This is a genomic window from Mesorhizobium sp. B2-8-9 (genome assembly GCF_006439475.1).
In the GTDB taxonomy this organism is placed as follows: domain Bacteria; phylum Pseudomonadota; class Alphaproteobacteria; order Rhizobiales; family Rhizobiaceae; genus Mesorhizobium.
On the sequence record NZ_VFTQ01000004.1, the window covers coordinates 217,016 to 232,183 of the forward strand.

The following is a 15,168-nucleotide window of genomic DNA, read 5'->3' on the forward strand; positions in this document are numbered from 1 at the left end:
ACGGCCGGAGCAATTGCGGGGAAGCGGGCAAACCGGGAAAGGTGTGGAACGTTTTCCTCGAATTGCGGCAAAGCGCCCGGACGAAGGCAAATCAGAACTTATCCAGATCCTGGTGACGCGCCTTGATCTCGCGCACCGTGCGCGAGGACGACCGCAGCACGATGGTATGCGTGGTGATGAAGGTGCGGCCGAACTTCACCCCGTCGAGCAAATTGCCGTCGCTGACGCCGGTCGCCGCGAACAGCACGTCGCCGCGCGCCATGTCCTGGGCGCGATAGATCCGCTTCGGGTCGGAAATGCCCATTTGGTGCGCGCGCGCCACCTTCTCCGGCGTGTCGAGGATCAGCCGGCCCTGCATTTGTCCGCCGGTGCAGCGAAGTGCGGCCGCCGCCAGCACGCCCTCCGGCGCGCCGCCGGTGCCGAGATAGATGTCGATGCCGGTCTCGTCCGGATCGGTGGTGTGGATAACGCCGGCGACATCGCCGTCGCCGATCAGCCGGATCGCCGCACCCGTGGCGCGCACGGCGTCGATCAGCTTGGCGTGACGCGGCCGGTCGAGGATGCAGGCGGTGATATCGGAAACGGCCACGCCCTTGGCTTTGGCCAGATTGGCGAGGTTTTCGGCCGGCGAGGCGTCGATGTCGATCAGACCTTCGGGATAGCCGGGGCCGATAGCGATCTTGTCCATATAGACATCGGGCGCGAACAGCAGGCTGCCCTTTTCCGCGATGGCGATGACGGCCAGCGCGTTGGGCAGGTTCTTGGCGCAGATCGTCGTGCCCTCGAGCGGATCGAGCGCGATGTCGACGGCCGGACCTTTGCCGGTGCCGACCTCCTCGCCGATATAGAGCATCGGCGCCTCGTCGCGCTCCCCCTCGCCGATTACCACCGTGCCCTTGATGGCCAGCCGGTTGAGCTCCTGGCGCATCGCGTCCACCGCCACCTGATCGGCGGCCTTCTCATCGCCGCGCCCGCGCAGCCTGGCGGCCGCGACAGCAGCCCGTTCGGTCACACGCACGACTTCCATCGTAAGGATCCGGTCGAGACCGGCGGCGATGTTCTGGGCGATGTTCATGGATGGCATTCCTCGTGTCGTTTGCTTCGAGCAATTCCACAACCTTTGAGCGCCGGAATCGCTCCTCCCGCCAGAGGCGCGCTTTTTCTGGCAAAGCTCCATGACAACGGCAAGACTTCCCGGTTCATTTTCCGAAATGACAGCAAAATCAATCGATTGAAGACGAAACCGGACTTGGTTTATTCCGCCCGCTCGATGCGGATCACCTGCGGCTTGTCGGTCAGATGACCGTCCTTGGTGATGCCTTCGACGGCCTTGCGCACCGCCGCTTCCGTCGTCTCGTGGGTAACGAGGATGACCGTCTTCTGCGCCTGCGTTTCCGCGCCGGCCGCCTGCTGGACGATCGATTCCAGCGAGATGTCGTTGTCGGCCATGCGTTTGGCGATGGCCGCGAAGACGCCCGTGCGGTCATGCACGGTCAACCGGATGAAATAGCCGCCGGCATGGCTGCGCATCTGCGCTTTCTTGTAAGGCTTCAATTCCTTCGCCGGCCAGCCGAAGACCGGGCCATGCTGGAAGCCCGGTCGGCTCTTGGCGATGTCGGCGATGTCGCCGACGACCGCCGAGGCGGTGGCATTGCCGCCCGCGCCCGGACCCGAGAGCAGGAGCTCGCCCAGGATATCGGTCTCGATCGCCACCGCGTTGGTGACGCCATGCACCTGCGCGATGACCGACGCCGTCGGCACCATGGTCGGATGGACACGCTGCTCTATGCCGCTGTCGGTGCGCTGGGCGACGCCGAGCAGCTTGATGCGGTAGCCGAGATCGCCGGCCGCGCGGATGTCGGCCTGGGTGATGTTGGAGATGCCTTCCATATAGATGTCGCCGGCGGCGATCCTGGTGCCGAAGGCAAGGCTGGTCAGGATCGACAATTTGTGCGCCGTATCGTGGCCCTCGATGTCGAAGGTCGGATCGGCCTCGGCGTAGCCGAGCCGCTGCGCATCCTTCAGGCAGGCGTCGAAGGAGATGCCTTCGGCTTCCATGCGGGTCAGGATGTAGTTGCAGGTGCCGTTGAGGATGCCGAAGACACGGGTCACCGCATTGCCGGCCATCGCCTCGCGCATCGTCTTGATGACCGGGATGCCGCCGGCCACCGCCGCCTCGTAGTTGAGCAGCACACCCTTCTTCTCAGCGATCTCGGCAAGCGCCACGCCATGCTTGGCAAGCAGCGCCTTGTTGGCGGTCACGACATGGCGCCCGGCCTCGAGCGCCGCCTTCACCGACAGACGCGCCGGCCCTTCGTCGCCGCCGATCAGCTCGACAAAGACGTCGATATCGGCCTTTTCGGCCAGCTTGACCGGATCGTCGAACCATTTGGCGACGCTAAGATCGATACCTCGGTCGCGTTTCGGATCGCGGGCCGAAACGGCGGTCACAACGATGTCGCGACCGCACTGCCGGGTAAGCTCGGCCGCCTTGTCGCGCAGCACGCGCGCCACCGAGGCGCCCACCGTGCCAAGGCCGGCAATTCCAACACGCAATGCTTCAGCCATGACCGGCGACGCCCCTCAACTTGCAAAAAATGTCAGGTGCAAAAAATGTCAGGCAACTCAACGACGAGCGGCTAAAGGCACCACATTGTTGGGCTGCTTCGCGGTGGTCGCGAGGAACTTCTTGATGTTGCGCGCGGCCTGGCGGATCCGGTGCTCGTTCTCGACCAGCGCCAGGCGCACATAGTCGTCGCCATGCTCGCCGAAGCCGACGCCCGGCGCCACCGCGACATCCGCATGCTCGATGAGCAGCTTGGAGAATTCCAGCGAGCCGAGATGGCGAAACGGCTCCGGGATCGGCGCCCAGGCGAACATCGAGGCCGCCGGCGCGGGAATGGTCCAGCCGGCGCGCCCGAAGGAATCGACCATCACGTCGCGCCGCTTGTGGTAGACCTCGCGCACCTCCTCGATGTCCGCGCCGTCGCCGTTCAGCGCATGCGCCGCCGCAACCTGGATCGGTGTGAACGCGCCATAGTCGAGGTAGGACTTCACCCGCGTTAGCGCCGAAATCAGCCGCTCGTTGCCGACCGCGAAGCCCATGCGCCACCCGGGCATGGAAAAGGTCTTCGACATCGAGGTGAACTCGACGCAGACATCCATCGCGCCTGGCACCTGCAGCACCGACGGCGGCGGATTGCCGTCGAAATAGATTTCCGAATAGGCGAGATCCGACAGGATGATGATGTCGTTCTTCTTCGCGAAGGCCACCACATCCTTGTAGAAATCGAGCGAGGCGACAAGCGCCGTCGGGTTCGACGGATAATTGAGGATCAGCGCCAGCGGCTTCGGGATCGAATGACGGATGCCGCGCTCGACCGCCGGGATGAAGCCGTCATCGGGCTCCACCTGCAGCGAGCGGATCACCCCGCCCGACATGATGAAGCCGAAGGCGTGGATAGGATAGGTCGGGTTGGGGCACAGGATAACGTCGCCGGGCGCGGTGATCGCCTGCGCCATGTTGGCGAAGCCCTCCTTCGAGCCCAGCGTCGCCACCACTTGCGTGTCGGGATTGAGCTTCACGCCGAAGCGGCGCTGATAATAATTTGCCTGGGCGCGCCGCAGGCCCGGAATGCCGCGCGAAGCAGAGTAGCGATGCGTACGCGGATCGCGCACCACTTCGCACAATTTGTCGACGATGGCTTTCGGCGTCGGCAGGTCCGGATTGCCCATGCCAAGGTCGATGATGTCGGCGCCGCGCGAACGGGCGCTGGCCTTCAGCCGGTTGACCTGCTCGAACACGTAAGGCGGAAGCCGGCGGACCTTGTGAAATTCTTCCATTTCAGTTCCAGACCATCAGAGTTTCGGCGCGCGATATAGACCTAATTGCAGCTAGGGTCGAGGGCGGGGTCGCATTTGCCCTCGATCTGCTTCAGCGTGTCGGCGCCATGCGTCTTGGCCAAAGTGTTGAGCGCTGCCGAATTCGCCGGCGCCTTGACGCCGCTGCCCTTGGCAATCTGCATCTGCTCCTCGGCCTTGAGCTGGGCGAGGTTCGCCGCGGTCTCTTCCTTGGTGAGCTGCTTGGCGGCCACCTGCGGCGGGATGTTGAGGTTCGGATAGGAACCGGTGTCCCTCGGACCTTCGGTCAGCGCCGTCGGCGCATTGTTCGTGCTGTTGCTCGTGCAGCCGGCAGCGGGCAGCAGCATGCCGACCAGCCCCGCCATCAGCGCCATGCGGCAAATCGAACCCGGCTTGAGAAAAAAAGTCCCGCCAACATTAATCGTCATATTGTTTTCCTGGCAGCCGGGTTAGAGCGAATTGGACCCGGTCAGATGTCCCATGGTAATATGTCAAGAAAACGCTCCGGGAGGAACCCCGCGAACCATGTCCAAACCTGACGATTCGGACAAAGCGGAAAATGACGGACCTTCGGCCATCGAGCAATATCTGGTGAAGGATCCCGAGCGCTTCGCCCTGAACATGGCGCGCATGGTCGAGCAGGCTGGCAAGGCGGCTTCCGCCTGGGCGGAACCGCGCGAGAAAGGCGAAGTGCGCGACCATGTCGCCGAACCCGTCGTCGACATGGTCAAGACCTTCTCAAAGCTTTCGGAATACTGGCTGGGCGACCCGCAACGCGCGCTCGAAGCGCAGACGCGGCTGCTTGCCGGCTACATGACCGTCTGGGCGAACGCCATCCAGAAGGTCAATCCCAACGCCGAAGCGCCACAGGACGCGGTTCAGCCCGAGCGCGGCGACAAGCGCTTCCAGGACCCCGAATGGGGCCGCAACGCCTTCTTCGACTTCCTCAAGCAGGCCTATCTGGTCACGTCGCGCTGGGCGAACGAGCTTGTCGAGCATGCCGAGGGCCTGGATGAGCACACCCGCCACAAGGCGAGCTTCTACGTCAAGCAGGTGTCGAACGCGATCGCCCCGTCGAACTTCATCCTGACCAATCCCGAGCTGTTCCGCGAGACCATGGCCTCGAACGGCGAGAACCTGGTGCGCGGCATGAAGATGCTGGCCGAGGACATCGCCGCGGGCCGCGGCGACCTGAAGCTGCGCCAGGCCGACTATACGCCCTTCGAGATCGGCAAGAACATCGCCACCACGCCCGGCAAGGTCATCGGCCGCAGCGATGTCGCAGAGATTATCCAATACGACCCGGTAACCGAGACGGTGCTGAGACGGCCGCTGCTGATCTGCCCGCCATGGATCAACAAATTCTATATTCTCGACCTCAACCCGCAAAAGTCCTTCATCCGCTGGGCGATCGAGCAGGGCCACACCGTCTTCGTCATCTCCTGGATCAATCCCGACGAGCGTCACGGCGCCAAGGGCTGGGAGGCCTATATCCGCGAAGGCCTGCAATTCGGCCTCGACATGGTGGAGAAGGCGACCGGCGAAAAGGAAGTCAACGCCATCGGTTACTGCGTCGGCGGCACGCTCCTGGCTGCCGCGCTGGCGCTGTTGGCGCAGGAAGGCGACCACCGCATCAGATCCGCCACCTTCTTCGCCACCCAGGTGGACTTCACCTATGCCGGCGACCTCAAGGTGTTCGTCGACGAGGACCAGGTCGCCGCGGTCGAGCGCTCGATGAACGAAAAGGGCTATCTCGACGGCACCAAGATGGCCACCGCCTTCAACATGCTGCGCTCGGGCGACCTGATCTGGCCCTATGTCGTCAACAACTACATGCGCGGCAAGGAGCCCCTGCCCTTCGACCTGCTCTACTGGAATTCCGATTCCACGCGCATGGCGGCGGCCAACCACTCGTTCTATCTGCGCAATTGCTATCTCGAGAACAATCTCTCGCGCGGCACAATGGAGCTTGCCGGGCGCACGGTCTCGCTGGCCGACATCACCATCCCCGTCTACAACCTAGCCACGAAGGAAGATCACATCGCGCCGGCGCTTTCGGTGTTCCTGGGGTCGCAGTTTTTCGGCGGCGACGTCGAGTATGTAATGGCGGGTTCCGGTCACATCGCGGGCGTCGTCAACCCGCCTGCCGCTAGGAAATATCAGTACTGGACCGGCGGCAAGCCGGTGGGCGATTTCAGCGCGTGGCTTGCCGCGGCGCATGAGCATCCTGGTTCATGGTGGACGCACTGGCAGCACTGGATCGAGGCCCAGGACGACATCCGCGTACCCGCCCGCAAACCCGGCAAGCGTATGAAAACCTTGGGAGATGCGCCGGGCACCTATGTCAAGGTGCGTGTGTAACGGGCTGTAATGTGTGGTGAGTTGACGGGCCGCCAAAACAGGGCGAAATGGTGGCGTCAATCGTTCGGCGGCCTCAAATCACCTTCCGACGCAGAATAATTCCGAGGCTTGCAGATTCGACACACGTCCCGTTTCCGGTTGGGAACAGGAGGGTTATCGCGGCGCGGTACTGGAGTGCGCGGCGATGACGAACCGACCGGATCTCGAGGGGGAATTTGTTTTGAAATCAGCAGGTTGGCGTCTTGCACGAGGGGGAAGCTGCAGCATTGCGGCAGCGCTTTTCTCCGTGCTCCTGGCCTCCTGCACATCGACCGGCGACCCGACGATGTCGGTCGTTTCGCCCGCCTACAATTCAACCGCCGGCGAAATGAGCGCGACATCCAGCGCCAAGACTGCGACCTCGGCCGATTCGTCCTTGCAGGCATCGGCGCCGGCCGACGCGACGTCGACCGTGATGAGCGAGGGCGATGCGCCTTTGCCCGAGAAGGTCGCCTATGTGCCCGAGACGCGGCCGGACGGCACGTTCCCCATCGCCATTCCTGCCGGCGCCCAGGCCATTGCCGGGAGCACGCCGCAACCGCTGGTTCAGCAGGCGCAAACGGCGGAACAGACGCTAGCCGTCGCCAAGCAGGTCGCCGCCGGCGATGCCGCCACCGTCGCGTCGAAGGCGCAGGCGACCACGCAGGCCATGAGCAACGGCGTCTATGTGACCGCGGCCGAGCCGGCGCAGCCGCAGATCGCCGCGCCGAAGAAAAGCCTGTTCGCCTCGCTGTTCAGCACCACGCCGGCTTCGGCCGCGCCCGCCCCCCTGATCAACAATGCGCGCTCCGGCGACCAGCCCGCCGCGCAGGCCAAGACCACGCCGCCGCCGGCCAAGCCGATCGTGACGCTGGCCTCGGCGACCCCGGCCGAAAAGCCGGTGCAACTGGCCTCGCTCGACAACCCGAGCAATCACATCACGGGCGCCGACGCTCTTCCCGGCGTGCGCCAGACGGCGCTGTTCGAGATCAAGCGCAAATCCGGCATCGACGACGAGAGCGACGTCGACCTCAACGAGGACGAAGGCGGCGGCGGTTCCTACCAGGTGGCGTCGGCCGCCGGCTTGGCCAGGCTCGCGCCCAATGGTCTTTTGAAGCAGAACGAAAGCGTCGACGTCGCCTGCCTCAAGCCGTCGCTGGTACGGGTGCTGAAGACGATCGAGGGCCATTTCGGCCGCAAGATGATCGTCACCTCCGGCTATCGCGATCCCTCGCGCAACCGCCGCGCCAACGGTGCCAAGAACTCGCTGCACATGTATTGCGCCGCCGCCGACATTCAGTTGCCCGGCGTGTCGAAATGGGAACTGGCGAGCTACGTCCGCTCCATGCCTGGCCGCGGCGGCGTCGGCACCTACTGCCACACCGAATCCGTCCATATCGACGTCGGCCCCGAGCGCGACTGGAACTGGCGCTGCCGCAGGCGCAGTGGCGGCGGCGAGGACGGCTGATACGTTCGGCTTGGCCTCGTGAGCATGGCCGTTTGACCGGTTGCGAGCCGATCGCCGCCAATGCCGATATTAGTCTCAACACGCCCGTCAAAGACGTCGGCGATTAGCCGAGGCATCCGTCGCCTCGTCATCCACGGGCGGAGCGGGAGCGAAGCGGACGCGCAGACCCGAGGATCCATTCCGTGACCTTGACCGCGGAGTGCAGCGGCGCAAGTTCTGCACCGTTGCGGCACGTCAGCCTCGCGAAGTCTATGGTCTGCGCGCGTCGCTTCGCTCCTTGCTCCGCCATAGAATGAGGATCGCGAGGATGTTCCGGCTAATCTCCAGGGATGCGCGGCCAAGCGAAACCGCCACCCGAGGGGCTTTGTGCCGCCTTTGAAAAAAGTTGTCGCATGTGGCGGCAGATGGGTTGCCGGTTGGCAACAACGCAATTATAAGCCGCTTCGTCTGAGCGCGCCCATCGTCTAGCGGTTAGGACACCGCCCTTTCACGGCGGTAACAGGGGTTCGATTCCCCTTGGGCGTACCAGACTTTTCAAGAACTTAGCGACGCTTATGCCGACTCTGTCCAATCTTTGGCCAATATCGGGCTCGAATCCGGCTGGTCCGGCGTCGCGTTGACGCAAGGTTAACGTTGCGTTACCCTCATTAGCTGTTGCTAAAGAAGGGGGAATGCTATGAAAACGGCAATCGTTTGTGCGGCTCTCGTTCTTGCGGCGTCAAGTGCCGCTGTGGCCCACGATAAGAAGCCAACGCCCACTGTCCAAAAGACATGTGCAGGGCTGTCGATTAAGCCGACTGCAGCGGCCAAACTTGACTGTACTGCGACCGGAACGGCCAATTCACCACAGACCGAGGTGGGCAGTTCCAAGCCCCGCCTTGGCTACGAGACGAGCCGTCCCGAGGTGTTCTCTTTCGGACTATAGTCACTGGCGTGCCCGCCCCAATGAGGCAGCGGGCCGCTCAAAGATCGGTGGTGCAGATCGTGTTTTAGTTGATTGCCGAATGCGTCTCGCCGGTCAGGCGCCGCGCCTCCTGACGGCCGAAGGTCTCTGCCGCCAGGGCTTTCATCTCCGCAGTCACAATGAATTTCGCCGCGCAAACGCGTTCCTGGCTCCCATCACAGGCGCGCTGGTTAACGAAGCAAGACACCCGGAACAGATTGGCTGCCATCGACACCCTCGCTGCCACCACCACCGCCGCCTGGTCAGTAACGCTCTCCGCACTTGTGAGCTTAGTTCAAGACAGCCCCGTCATGTGGACGAGCCGAAAAACCCCATGGCCGATCGCGAGCACGAATTCACCATGGTTGGCGGCCAAATCCCAGCCGAAGAACGCAGCCCAACAAAAGAGCACCAAAGTAAAGCGCATTAGCGAACTCTAATGTGCGATAGTTGACCAAACCTTTACGCAATGGTCGCATTCCGGCGCCTGGAAATCGGTGGAAAAGGTATAGAAACCTATATCAATGCATAGATGCTAATTTAGCCTCGCTTTAGCCGACTCTACCCACCCCTACCGAGTCGGCTAGGGCCCGGCGGTTCACCCAACGCAAACCCCAACGCGGAACTGTCGGGCCGCTCTATGGCTAAGGCGTCCACCCCTTACGCTGTGCTGGAATTCCGCGCGTTGCTGTATAATGACCCGGTCGCGGAAGGCGCGCTGCGTGTGTTGGATGTGGGCGGAGTCACCTTCAGCAAGCCAGCACGCCCGGCCACCTAAGCAGCCGCGTCAATTGCGACACATGTCGGGTTCTCACTAGACTAGGCATCACAGCTCAAGCCTTCGCTGTTTTGCATATCGACAAGAACTTTGCGATCCGCGGCTCGATGGGCACTCGATAAAAGGCCCTCATATTTGATATCGGCCGCCGGAATCTGTTAGAGTTCGGCTCGACATAAAAAGCGAAATCCGACATGTGATCGTGATTAAATATCGTGCAGTAAATTACCTGCCCGACTACAGCAAAACCTCTTTTTCAGCAAATCCGCCGCTCACGAACTCACGCAATAGCTGATCATTCTTTGCGTTCAGCGTGACTGTAAGTTCGTCGCCAGCACCAATGGCCGTCCAGAGCTTCCAGGGTTGTGGCAGCGTTGACAATCAGGTTGCGCAGCGCGCGGCGGCGCAGGCCGAGCGCGCCGGAGGGCCGTCATCTCGGTCTCGATGTCGCGGATCAGCCGGTCCAGTTCCACCGCGTCCTGGTTCACCTCCTCGCGCACTAGGCGGATGGCGCTGTCGGCGATGCGGTCGAGCTCGTGAAGATCGCTCAGCCATTTTTCGCACTCCCTCAAGAAACTCGTCTCTGAGCCGCCAAGGACGCGCAGTTAGCTATCGCGCAGTTAGTTATCTAGCCGCGCCCAGAGGTGGGCCTGTGAAGGTCAGACCGAAACGCGCCCCGATTGCCGCGATCTGATCCATGTCATCCGGGATTCGGCACTTGTGTTTCGCCATCTCCGCGAAGAAGCCTTCGAAGCCGCCGGGAGTCAGGATGGTGAGCATTCTGGCGGGTCGATCGCCGATCACCCGGAATGCATGCTCGATTCCGCGCGCAACGTGCACGACACCGCCCGGGCCGACCATGCGCGTTTGACCGTTCATCCAGAACTCTACTTCGCCGGACTGGATCTGGAAGGTCTCGTCCTCGTTATTGTGGATGTGGCGCGGAGGACCGTAGCCGGGCTGATCGAGGCTTTCGAACATTCCCAGCCGCGAGGCCGTTTGCTCCGCCGTGAGGCAAATCCGGTAGGACGTTCCAAGCCACTGGACGCTGTAGGGTACTGAAGCAACGGCCACCGAAACTTCCCGCGATCCGACGTCATTTTCGACGCAGGGAAGTTGCCAGAACCGATTTCATAATTGAAATCGATAGCTGATATAAAATATATTCGGCGAATGAATTTATCGAGCTTCGACCTCAATCTCCTGCGGGTACTCGACGCGCTGCTGCGCGAGCAATCGACCGTAAAGGCCGGAGAACGCATCGGTCTGTCGCAACCGGCGATATCGGCCAGCCTGGGACGACTTCGGAATTTTCTCGGCGATCCGCTGTTCGTGCGCCAGGGACAGCATATCGTGCCGACACAATACGCCCGGAACCTCGAGCTTCCGCTTCGCCGCATCCTCGATGAACTGTCGGCGCTGCTTGCCGGGCCTGGCAGCTTCAATCCGGCCGAAGCCGAGCAAAGCTTCAAGATCGCAGGTTCGGATTTCTTTGCCGAGATGCTGATGCCTGCCCTGGCCAATGCAATCTCCGGGCTTGCTCCCAAAATACTGATCCAACTGGTGGATCTTGTGCCCGACGACTATGTCGGCACGCTCGAAAAGCACGGTATTGACCTTGCCCTCGTTCCCAAGGTCGATTTCCCCAGTTGGATCGACTATCTTCCTGCCTTCCGGTCGACATTCGTGACGATCGCCCGCGCTGGGCACCCAAGACTCGAGCGGGCGAAGGTGAGCCCCGGAGACGTCATTCCGATCGACCTTTTCTGCGACCTCGGCCACGTCGTCTTCTCGCCCGAGGGCAAGCTCAAGGCCATGGGCGACGCGGCGCTGGCCCGGATGGGGCGCGAACGGCGGGTGGCCATGACGATGCCGGTGTTCGGCGGCGTCTGTAGCGCAGTGGCGGGAAGCGATCTGGTCGCTCTCGTTCCGGAACAGCTCGCGCGCAAGGTAGCATCTCGCTTGGGGCTGGCGATCTACAGTCCGCCCATGCCGATCGATCCTGCCCTCATCTGCATCGTCTGGCACAAACGCAACACAACCGATCCTACGCACCGATGGCTGCGGGAAATCGTGTTGAAGCTGCTCTCGCAACTGAGCGCCGGCGAAGCCGGCAGCAGCGCCCATAAACCACGCCCGGTCTGAATGGCGGGCCAGCGTCGTGCCTTGTCGGTAACAAGACAGGACGCAAGCGGAAACGCGCTGTTAACGCCGTTCGCGGACGACAGGAGCCGTCCTCGACTCGAAAGTGTAAAATTCCCTCCGCTCTCGGCCGTGGAGGCGGGAATGAAGATGCTTCGGACAGCGCTCTTATGCGCGGCAATGACCGGCCTGGCAGGCGTGCCGCTCGTTCACGCAGATCAGCCTGCCCAGCCGAATAGCCAAGCAATGCCGCGGCCGCCGGCAGTCCATTGCCAAGGGCAAAATTGTCTTCCTCCGGCTGACGATCCCGTGCTGGATTGCAAGGGCCCGGATTGCACGCCGGCCCCGGCAACTGATCAGACGCCGAGCCCGGAGATTCAACCGGAGATTCAAAAGGTCAAGTAAGCCGCATCGGCCAGTGTCTGAGGCTCCCGTGAAAAGCCGGGAGAGCTCAGCGAGCGAGACCGACATCGTTTCGATTTTGGCATGGCGGCCTGCGATGTCATCTCCGTGTTGACGGCCCGAGCAAATCTCCGTGAGCGATGGCCGCAAGCAATATCGCACTATATAACAACATCGTTGAGGTAATGAGATGTCAGGCGCCTACGATCTCGGAACCAATCTGGTCCGCCGCATCTATGAAAAGCGCATAGATGCACCGGCCATTCTTGACGCCGGCACACATTTTCCCAATGCCGCGAAGTTCACCGCCGCCTGGCGCGATATCCGCGACGAGGCCCTGGCGGCGAAGCTGAACAAGGCGCCGCGCTTCCACGACATCATGCCGGAGCAGATCGATATCTCGGCCAATGACGGTCTCGACTGGCGCATGTTCGTGCTCAAGGCCTATGACATGACGATCCCGGCGAACCTCACGCGCATGCCGGTCCTGAGCCGGCTGCTTTCGGAGTGCCCCGAGGTCAAATCGGCCGCCGTCTCGTTCCTCGCCCCGCGCAAGCACATCCCGCCGCATCGCGGACCCTTTCGCGGCATCATGCGGTTCCATCTCGGCCTGGTCATCCCCCAACAGCCTGACGGCCGTCCGGCAACGATCATGATGATCAATCATGAGGAAAGGCGCATCGCCGACGGCGAGTGCTTGCTGTGGGACGATACTTTCGAGCACGAAGTGATGAACAACTCGGATCAGCCCCGCGTCGCTCTCCTGCTCGACGTGTGGCGTCCGCAAATGCCGCTGGATATGGAAATTCTGTCGCGCGTGATCGTGCGCGGCGTGCAGGTGGGAATGCGCTATCGGGGCGTGTCGTTCGGCGGCTGAACCGATCGAAATCTACGCTCTCGCCTCGCGATACGTCCCTGCCCCGCTGCGACGCTTGCCGGGAAACATCGCGTCCCTCGCCAGCAATCCGCTGACGCGGCAGAAGGCTGCGAACGCGCGGCAGGCCTCCTCGGCGCTGGTCACGTCGACCGTCGCCCCGAAGCAGGCATTGAACGCGGCTTCGTAGACCTTGCCTTGGCGGCGCTTCGGCCAATCCTGCAGGAAATCGAGCGCCTGCTCGACGCTGTAGATTTCCTCGATCGGCAGGCCGGGCGCGGGCGTGATGCGCACCGGCACCTCGAATTGCAGTCTGTCCATCCCCTGTCTCCCGAACTGGCGTAGCCGGAGCAACGCCGTTCGTTCTGAAAAGTTGCTTTTGCGGCCTTCTGACTCGCAAATGTGACCTCAGTGCGATGAAGAATCGGTTCGCCGGTGCGGCGGATCCGGGTCAGTCCGCATCGATACCGGCTGCATTGCCAATGCCGGATTTCCACCGTACTGCCGGCCATCGCAGCCCCTTGTCCCTCTTCCACGCCCTTGCCGTTATTGGTTAGCCGGGTCGGTCTCCGCATCATAGGCCATGCGGGTAACTACCATCAGCACATAAGCGGACGGCAGCGCGAAGATGGCGCCGAGCACGATCGCCGCCGTTCCTTCCATGCGAAGGGTGGCGGCAATGGCCCAGTAGACGGTGCCGATGCAGATTGCCGCCTGGACCGCCAGAAAGCAGGCCGCCGCGACCGCGCAGGTGAGTGTCTTGAATGTCTTGATGCGTTGCATTGAACGGAATCCGAACTGACGCGCACGCGACCGGCGGACGACCGGCGGCCGTCACCGGATCGCGGCGCTAAGGAATTTTTGGTTTGAATGCCGCGCCTAGCGGCTAAGGCTTCACGCGGCCGGCGGCGCGCGCGGTTGGTTGGTGCGCGAAGCGGTAGCGCTTGCCGATACGGGCGTGGCGCTAATCTCGGACGGCAACGCCCGGCCGATAACCAGGAAATCGGATGCATGGGCGAGCGCGCCGGAATTGCCGCCGACGAGCTTTGTCGCGAGCGGCCGGCTGGCCCGGACCTCAAGCGCCTGCGCCTTGCCGGTCGTTCTGAGCAGCGCGATCGTATCGCCCTGACGAACGGCGCTGATGCTGGAACCGCCCGAGAACGGGGTCGCGAACGCGGAGATTTCGGCCTGAGCGAAGCCCAGCAGCGCGAGCATCAGCAGCGCCATCAGGCCCGCAAAAGCGGTCCTGGCCGGCAGCAGCATCGATCTTTCGCGTTCAGGCGCCGTCAAGTCAGTCTCCGGATACCAAGGCCCGACCTAGCCCATGGGATGGCCGAAGGAAAGCCGCAATGGGCACGGCAACTGCACTTCGTCCTTGAACCTTGCAGCTTGCGGTGCCAAATCTGGAGCAGATTTTTCGCGTTCGGCTCCTTTGAAGCCTACGCCGGCAAACGGACAAGAATGGTCACCTATCTCGACGCCTCCACGGCCCCCCTTCGAAACACCGGCCAGATCCGCCTCTATGGCGAGGACGGCTTCGCCGGCATGCGCAAGGCCTGCGACCTCACCGCGCGCTGCCTCGACGAGCTTGTGCCGTTGGTGAAGCCCGGCGTGACCACGGAAACGATCGATCGCTTCGTCTTCGAATTCGGCATGGACCATGGTGCGCTGCCGGCAACGCTCAATTATCGCGGCTACACCAAATCGTCCTGCACCTCGATCAACCATGTCGTCTGCCACGGCATCCCCGACAACAAGCCGCTGAAGGAAGGCGACATCGTCAACATCGACGTCACCTATATCCTCGACGGCTGGCATGGCGATTCCTCGCGCATGTATCCGGTGGGCACGATCAAGCGTGCCGCCGAGCGCTTGCTCGAAGTGACCTATGAGTGCCTGATGCGCGGCATAGCCGCGATCAAGCCCGGCGCCCGCACCGGCGCCATCGGCGCCGCGATCCAGACCTATGCCGAGGCCGAGCGCTGCTCGGTGGTGCGCGACTTCTGCGGCCACGGGGTCGGCCAGCTTTTCCACGACGCGCCCAACATCCTGCATTACGGCACCGTCAATGAAGGCGTCGAGATGCGGCCGGGCATGATCTTTACCGTCGAGCCGATGATCAATCTCGGCCGGCCGCATGTGAAGGTGCTGTCGGACGGCTGGACGGCAGTCACGCGCGACCGCTCGCTGTCGGCGCAGTATGAGCATACGATCGGCGTCACCGACACCGGCTGCGAGATCTTCACGCTGTCGCCGAAAAAGCTCGACCGCCCCGGCCTGCCGGCGTAGCACTTCGACCTAAGCCTGAGGGGAGCGGGGGA

At 62.7% G+C, this 15,168-nt stretch carries 14 protein-coding genes, 1 tRNA gene and 1 pseudogene; 6 read left to right on the forward strand and 10 right to left on the reverse strand.

From position 1 onward, the window contains the following. Positions 1–91: 91 nt before the first annotated feature. The 4 genes from glpX to FJ423_RS07235 form a co-directional block, all read right to left on the reverse strand. Entirely contained in the window at positions 92–1,075 is a 984-nt protein-coding gene (gene glpX / locus FJ423_RS07220; protein WP_140840412.1) for a class II fructose-bisphosphatase, read from the reverse strand. A gap of 179 nt (positions 1,076–1,254) precedes the next feature. After that, positions 1,255–2,568, reverse strand: coding sequence for a homoserine dehydrogenase (locus FJ423_RS07225; RefSeq protein ID WP_140543749.1), 1,314 nt, complete (start codon positions 2,566–2,568; stop codon positions 1,255–1,257). Between the two features lie 57 nt (positions 2,569–2,625). Continuing rightward, positions 2,626–3,843 (reverse strand): LL-diaminopimelate aminotransferase, encoded by a 1,218-nt coding sequence (locus FJ423_RS07230; protein WP_140840414.1) that lies wholly within the window; start codon positions 3,841–3,843, stop codon positions 2,626–2,628. A 41-nt stretch (positions 3,844–3,884) separates the two neighbouring features. Then, a complete protein-coding gene (locus tag FJ423_RS07235; protein WP_181174736.1) occupies positions 3,885–4,289 on the reverse strand; it encodes a hypothetical protein in 405 nt (134 codons plus the stop codon). Positions 4,290–4,386: 97 nt separating this feature from the next. Between FJ423_RS07235 and phaC the strand changes: the two genes are divergently transcribed. From phaC to FJ423_RS07250, 3 genes are all read left to right on the forward strand, one after another. Then, positions 4,387–6,222 carry a class I poly(R)-hydroxyalkanoic acid synthase gene (gene phaC, locus FJ423_RS07240; RefSeq protein WP_140840416.1) on the forward strand — a complete coding sequence of 612 codons (1,836 nt, stop codon included), beginning with the start codon at positions 4,387–4,389 and terminating at the stop codon, positions 6,220–6,222. A 325-nt stretch (positions 6,223–6,547) separates the two neighbouring features. Next, on the forward strand, positions 6,548–7,708 hold the full coding sequence (locus FJ423_RS07245) for a YcbK family protein (RefSeq protein ID WP_246680101.1): 1,161 nt from the start codon (positions 6,548–6,550) through the stop codon (positions 7,706–7,708). 453 nt (positions 7,709–8,161) lie between these two features. Next, positions 8,162–8,236 (forward strand) — tRNA-Glu (locus FJ423_RS07250). A 461-nt stretch (positions 8,237–8,697) separates the two neighbouring features. Here FJ423_RS07250 and FJ423_RS07255 read toward each other — a convergent pair. The 3 genes and pseudogenes from FJ423_RS07255 to FJ423_RS07265 form a co-directional block, all read right to left on the reverse strand. After that, entirely contained in the window at positions 8,698–8,880 is a 183-nt protein-coding gene (locus FJ423_RS07255) for a hypothetical protein (protein WP_140840420.1), read from the reverse strand. A gap of 913 nt (positions 8,881–9,793) precedes the next feature. Beyond that, positions 9,794–10,016, reverse strand: a pseudogene (locus FJ423_RS07260) (two-component sensor histidine kinase); the annotation flags it as partial. A gap of 37 nt (positions 10,017–10,053) precedes the next feature. Then, positions 10,054–10,503: a cupin domain-containing protein gene (locus FJ423_RS07265; RefSeq protein ID WP_246680102.1), complete on the reverse strand. Its 450-nt coding sequence runs from the start codon at positions 10,501–10,503 to the stop codon at positions 10,054–10,056. Between the two features lie 99 nt (positions 10,504–10,602). Between FJ423_RS07265 and FJ423_RS07270 the strand changes: the two genes are divergently transcribed. After that, a complete protein-coding gene (locus FJ423_RS07270; protein WP_140840422.1) occupies positions 10,603–11,574 on the forward strand; it encodes a LysR family transcriptional regulator in 972 nt (323 codons plus the stop codon). A gap of 589 nt (positions 11,575–12,163) precedes the next feature. Continuing rightward, a complete protein-coding gene (locus tag FJ423_RS07275) occupies positions 12,164–12,850 on the forward strand; it encodes an aspartyl/asparaginyl beta-hydroxylase domain-containing protein (protein WP_140840424.1) in 687 nt (228 codons plus the stop codon). A gap of 12 nt (positions 12,851–12,862) precedes the next feature. On the opposite strand, the gene FJ423_RS07280 is transcribed toward FJ423_RS07275, so the two are convergent. The 3 genes from FJ423_RS07280 to FJ423_RS07290 all read right to left on the reverse strand — a co-directional run bounded on the left by FJ423_RS07280 (position 12,863) and on the right by FJ423_RS07290 (position 14,110). Continuing rightward, entirely contained in the window at positions 12,863–13,168 is a 306-nt protein-coding gene (locus FJ423_RS07280; protein ID WP_140840426.1) for a DUF982 domain-containing protein, read from the reverse strand. Positions 13,169–13,393: 225 nt separating this feature from the next. Next, positions 13,394–13,630: a hypothetical protein gene (locus tag FJ423_RS07285; protein ID WP_095765046.1), complete on the reverse strand. Its 237-nt coding sequence runs from the start codon at positions 13,628–13,630 to the stop codon at positions 13,394–13,396. Positions 13,631–13,741: 111 nt separating this feature from the next. Further along, complete coding sequence (locus tag FJ423_RS07290; protein WP_140840428.1) at positions 13,742–14,110, reverse strand: hypothetical protein; 369 nt, start codon at positions 14,108–14,110, stop codon at positions 13,742–13,744. Positions 14,111–14,308: 198 nt separating this feature from the next. Here FJ423_RS07290 and map point away from each other — a divergent pair, with 198 nt between their 5' ends. Then, the gene (map, locus tag FJ423_RS07295) at positions 14,309–15,136 is read left to right on the forward strand and encodes a type I methionyl aminopeptidase (RefSeq protein WP_140840430.1); all 828 of its coding nucleotides are present in this window, start codon (positions 14,309–14,311) and stop codon (positions 15,134–15,136) included. Positions 15,137–15,168: the final 32 nt, after the last annotated feature.

What these genes read in the sequence shown, in the direction of transcription:
- glpX (WP_140840412.1), bottom strand. Translation starts at nt 1,075, where the DNA reads ATGAACATCGCCCAGAACATCGCCGCCGGTCTCGACCGGATCCTTACG.
- FJ423_RS07225 (WP_140543749.1), bottom strand. Translation starts at nt 2,568, where the DNA reads ATGGCTGAAGCATTGCGTGTTGGAATTGCCGGCCTTGGCACGGTGGGC.
- FJ423_RS07230 (WP_140840414.1), bottom strand. Translation starts at nt 3,843, where the DNA reads ATGGAAGAATTTCACAAGGTCCGCCGGCTTCCGCCTTACGTGTTCGAG.
- FJ423_RS07235 (WP_181174736.1), bottom strand. Translation starts at nt 4,289, where the DNA reads ATGACGATTAATGTTGGCGGGACTTTTTTTCTCAAGCCGGGTTCGATT.
- phaC (WP_140840416.1), top strand. Translation starts at nt 4,387, where the DNA reads ATGTCCAAACCTGACGATTCGGACAAAGCGGAAAATGACGGACCTTCG.
- FJ423_RS07245 (WP_246680101.1), top strand. Translation starts at nt 6,548, where the DNA reads ATGTCGGTCGTTTCGCCCGCCTACAATTCAACCGCCGGCGAAATGAGC.
- FJ423_RS07255 (WP_140840420.1), bottom strand. Translation starts at nt 8,880, where the DNA reads ATGGCAGCCAATCTGTTCCGGGTGTCTTGCTTCGTTAACCAGCGCGCC.
- FJ423_RS07270 (WP_140840422.1), top strand. Translation starts at nt 10,603, where the DNA reads ATGAATTTATCGAGCTTCGACCTCAATCTCCTGCGGGTACTCGACGCG.
- FJ423_RS07275 (WP_140840424.1), top strand. Translation starts at nt 12,164, where the DNA reads ATGTCAGGCGCCTACGATCTCGGAACCAATCTGGTCCGCCGCATCTAT.
- FJ423_RS07280 (WP_140840426.1), bottom strand. Translation starts at nt 13,168, where the DNA reads ATGGACAGACTGCAATTCGAGGTGCCGGTGCGCATCACGCCCGCGCCC.
- FJ423_RS07285 (WP_095765046.1), bottom strand. Translation starts at nt 13,630, where the DNA reads ATGCAACGCATCAAGACATTCAAGACACTCACCTGCGCGGTCGCGGCG.
- FJ423_RS07290 (WP_140840428.1), bottom strand. Translation starts at nt 14,110, where the DNA reads ATGCTGCTGCCGGCCAGGACCGCTTTTGCGGGCCTGATGGCGCTGCTG.
- map (WP_140840430.1), top strand. Translation starts at nt 14,309, where the DNA reads ATGGTCACCTATCTCGACGCCTCCACGGCCCCCCTTCGAAACACCGGC.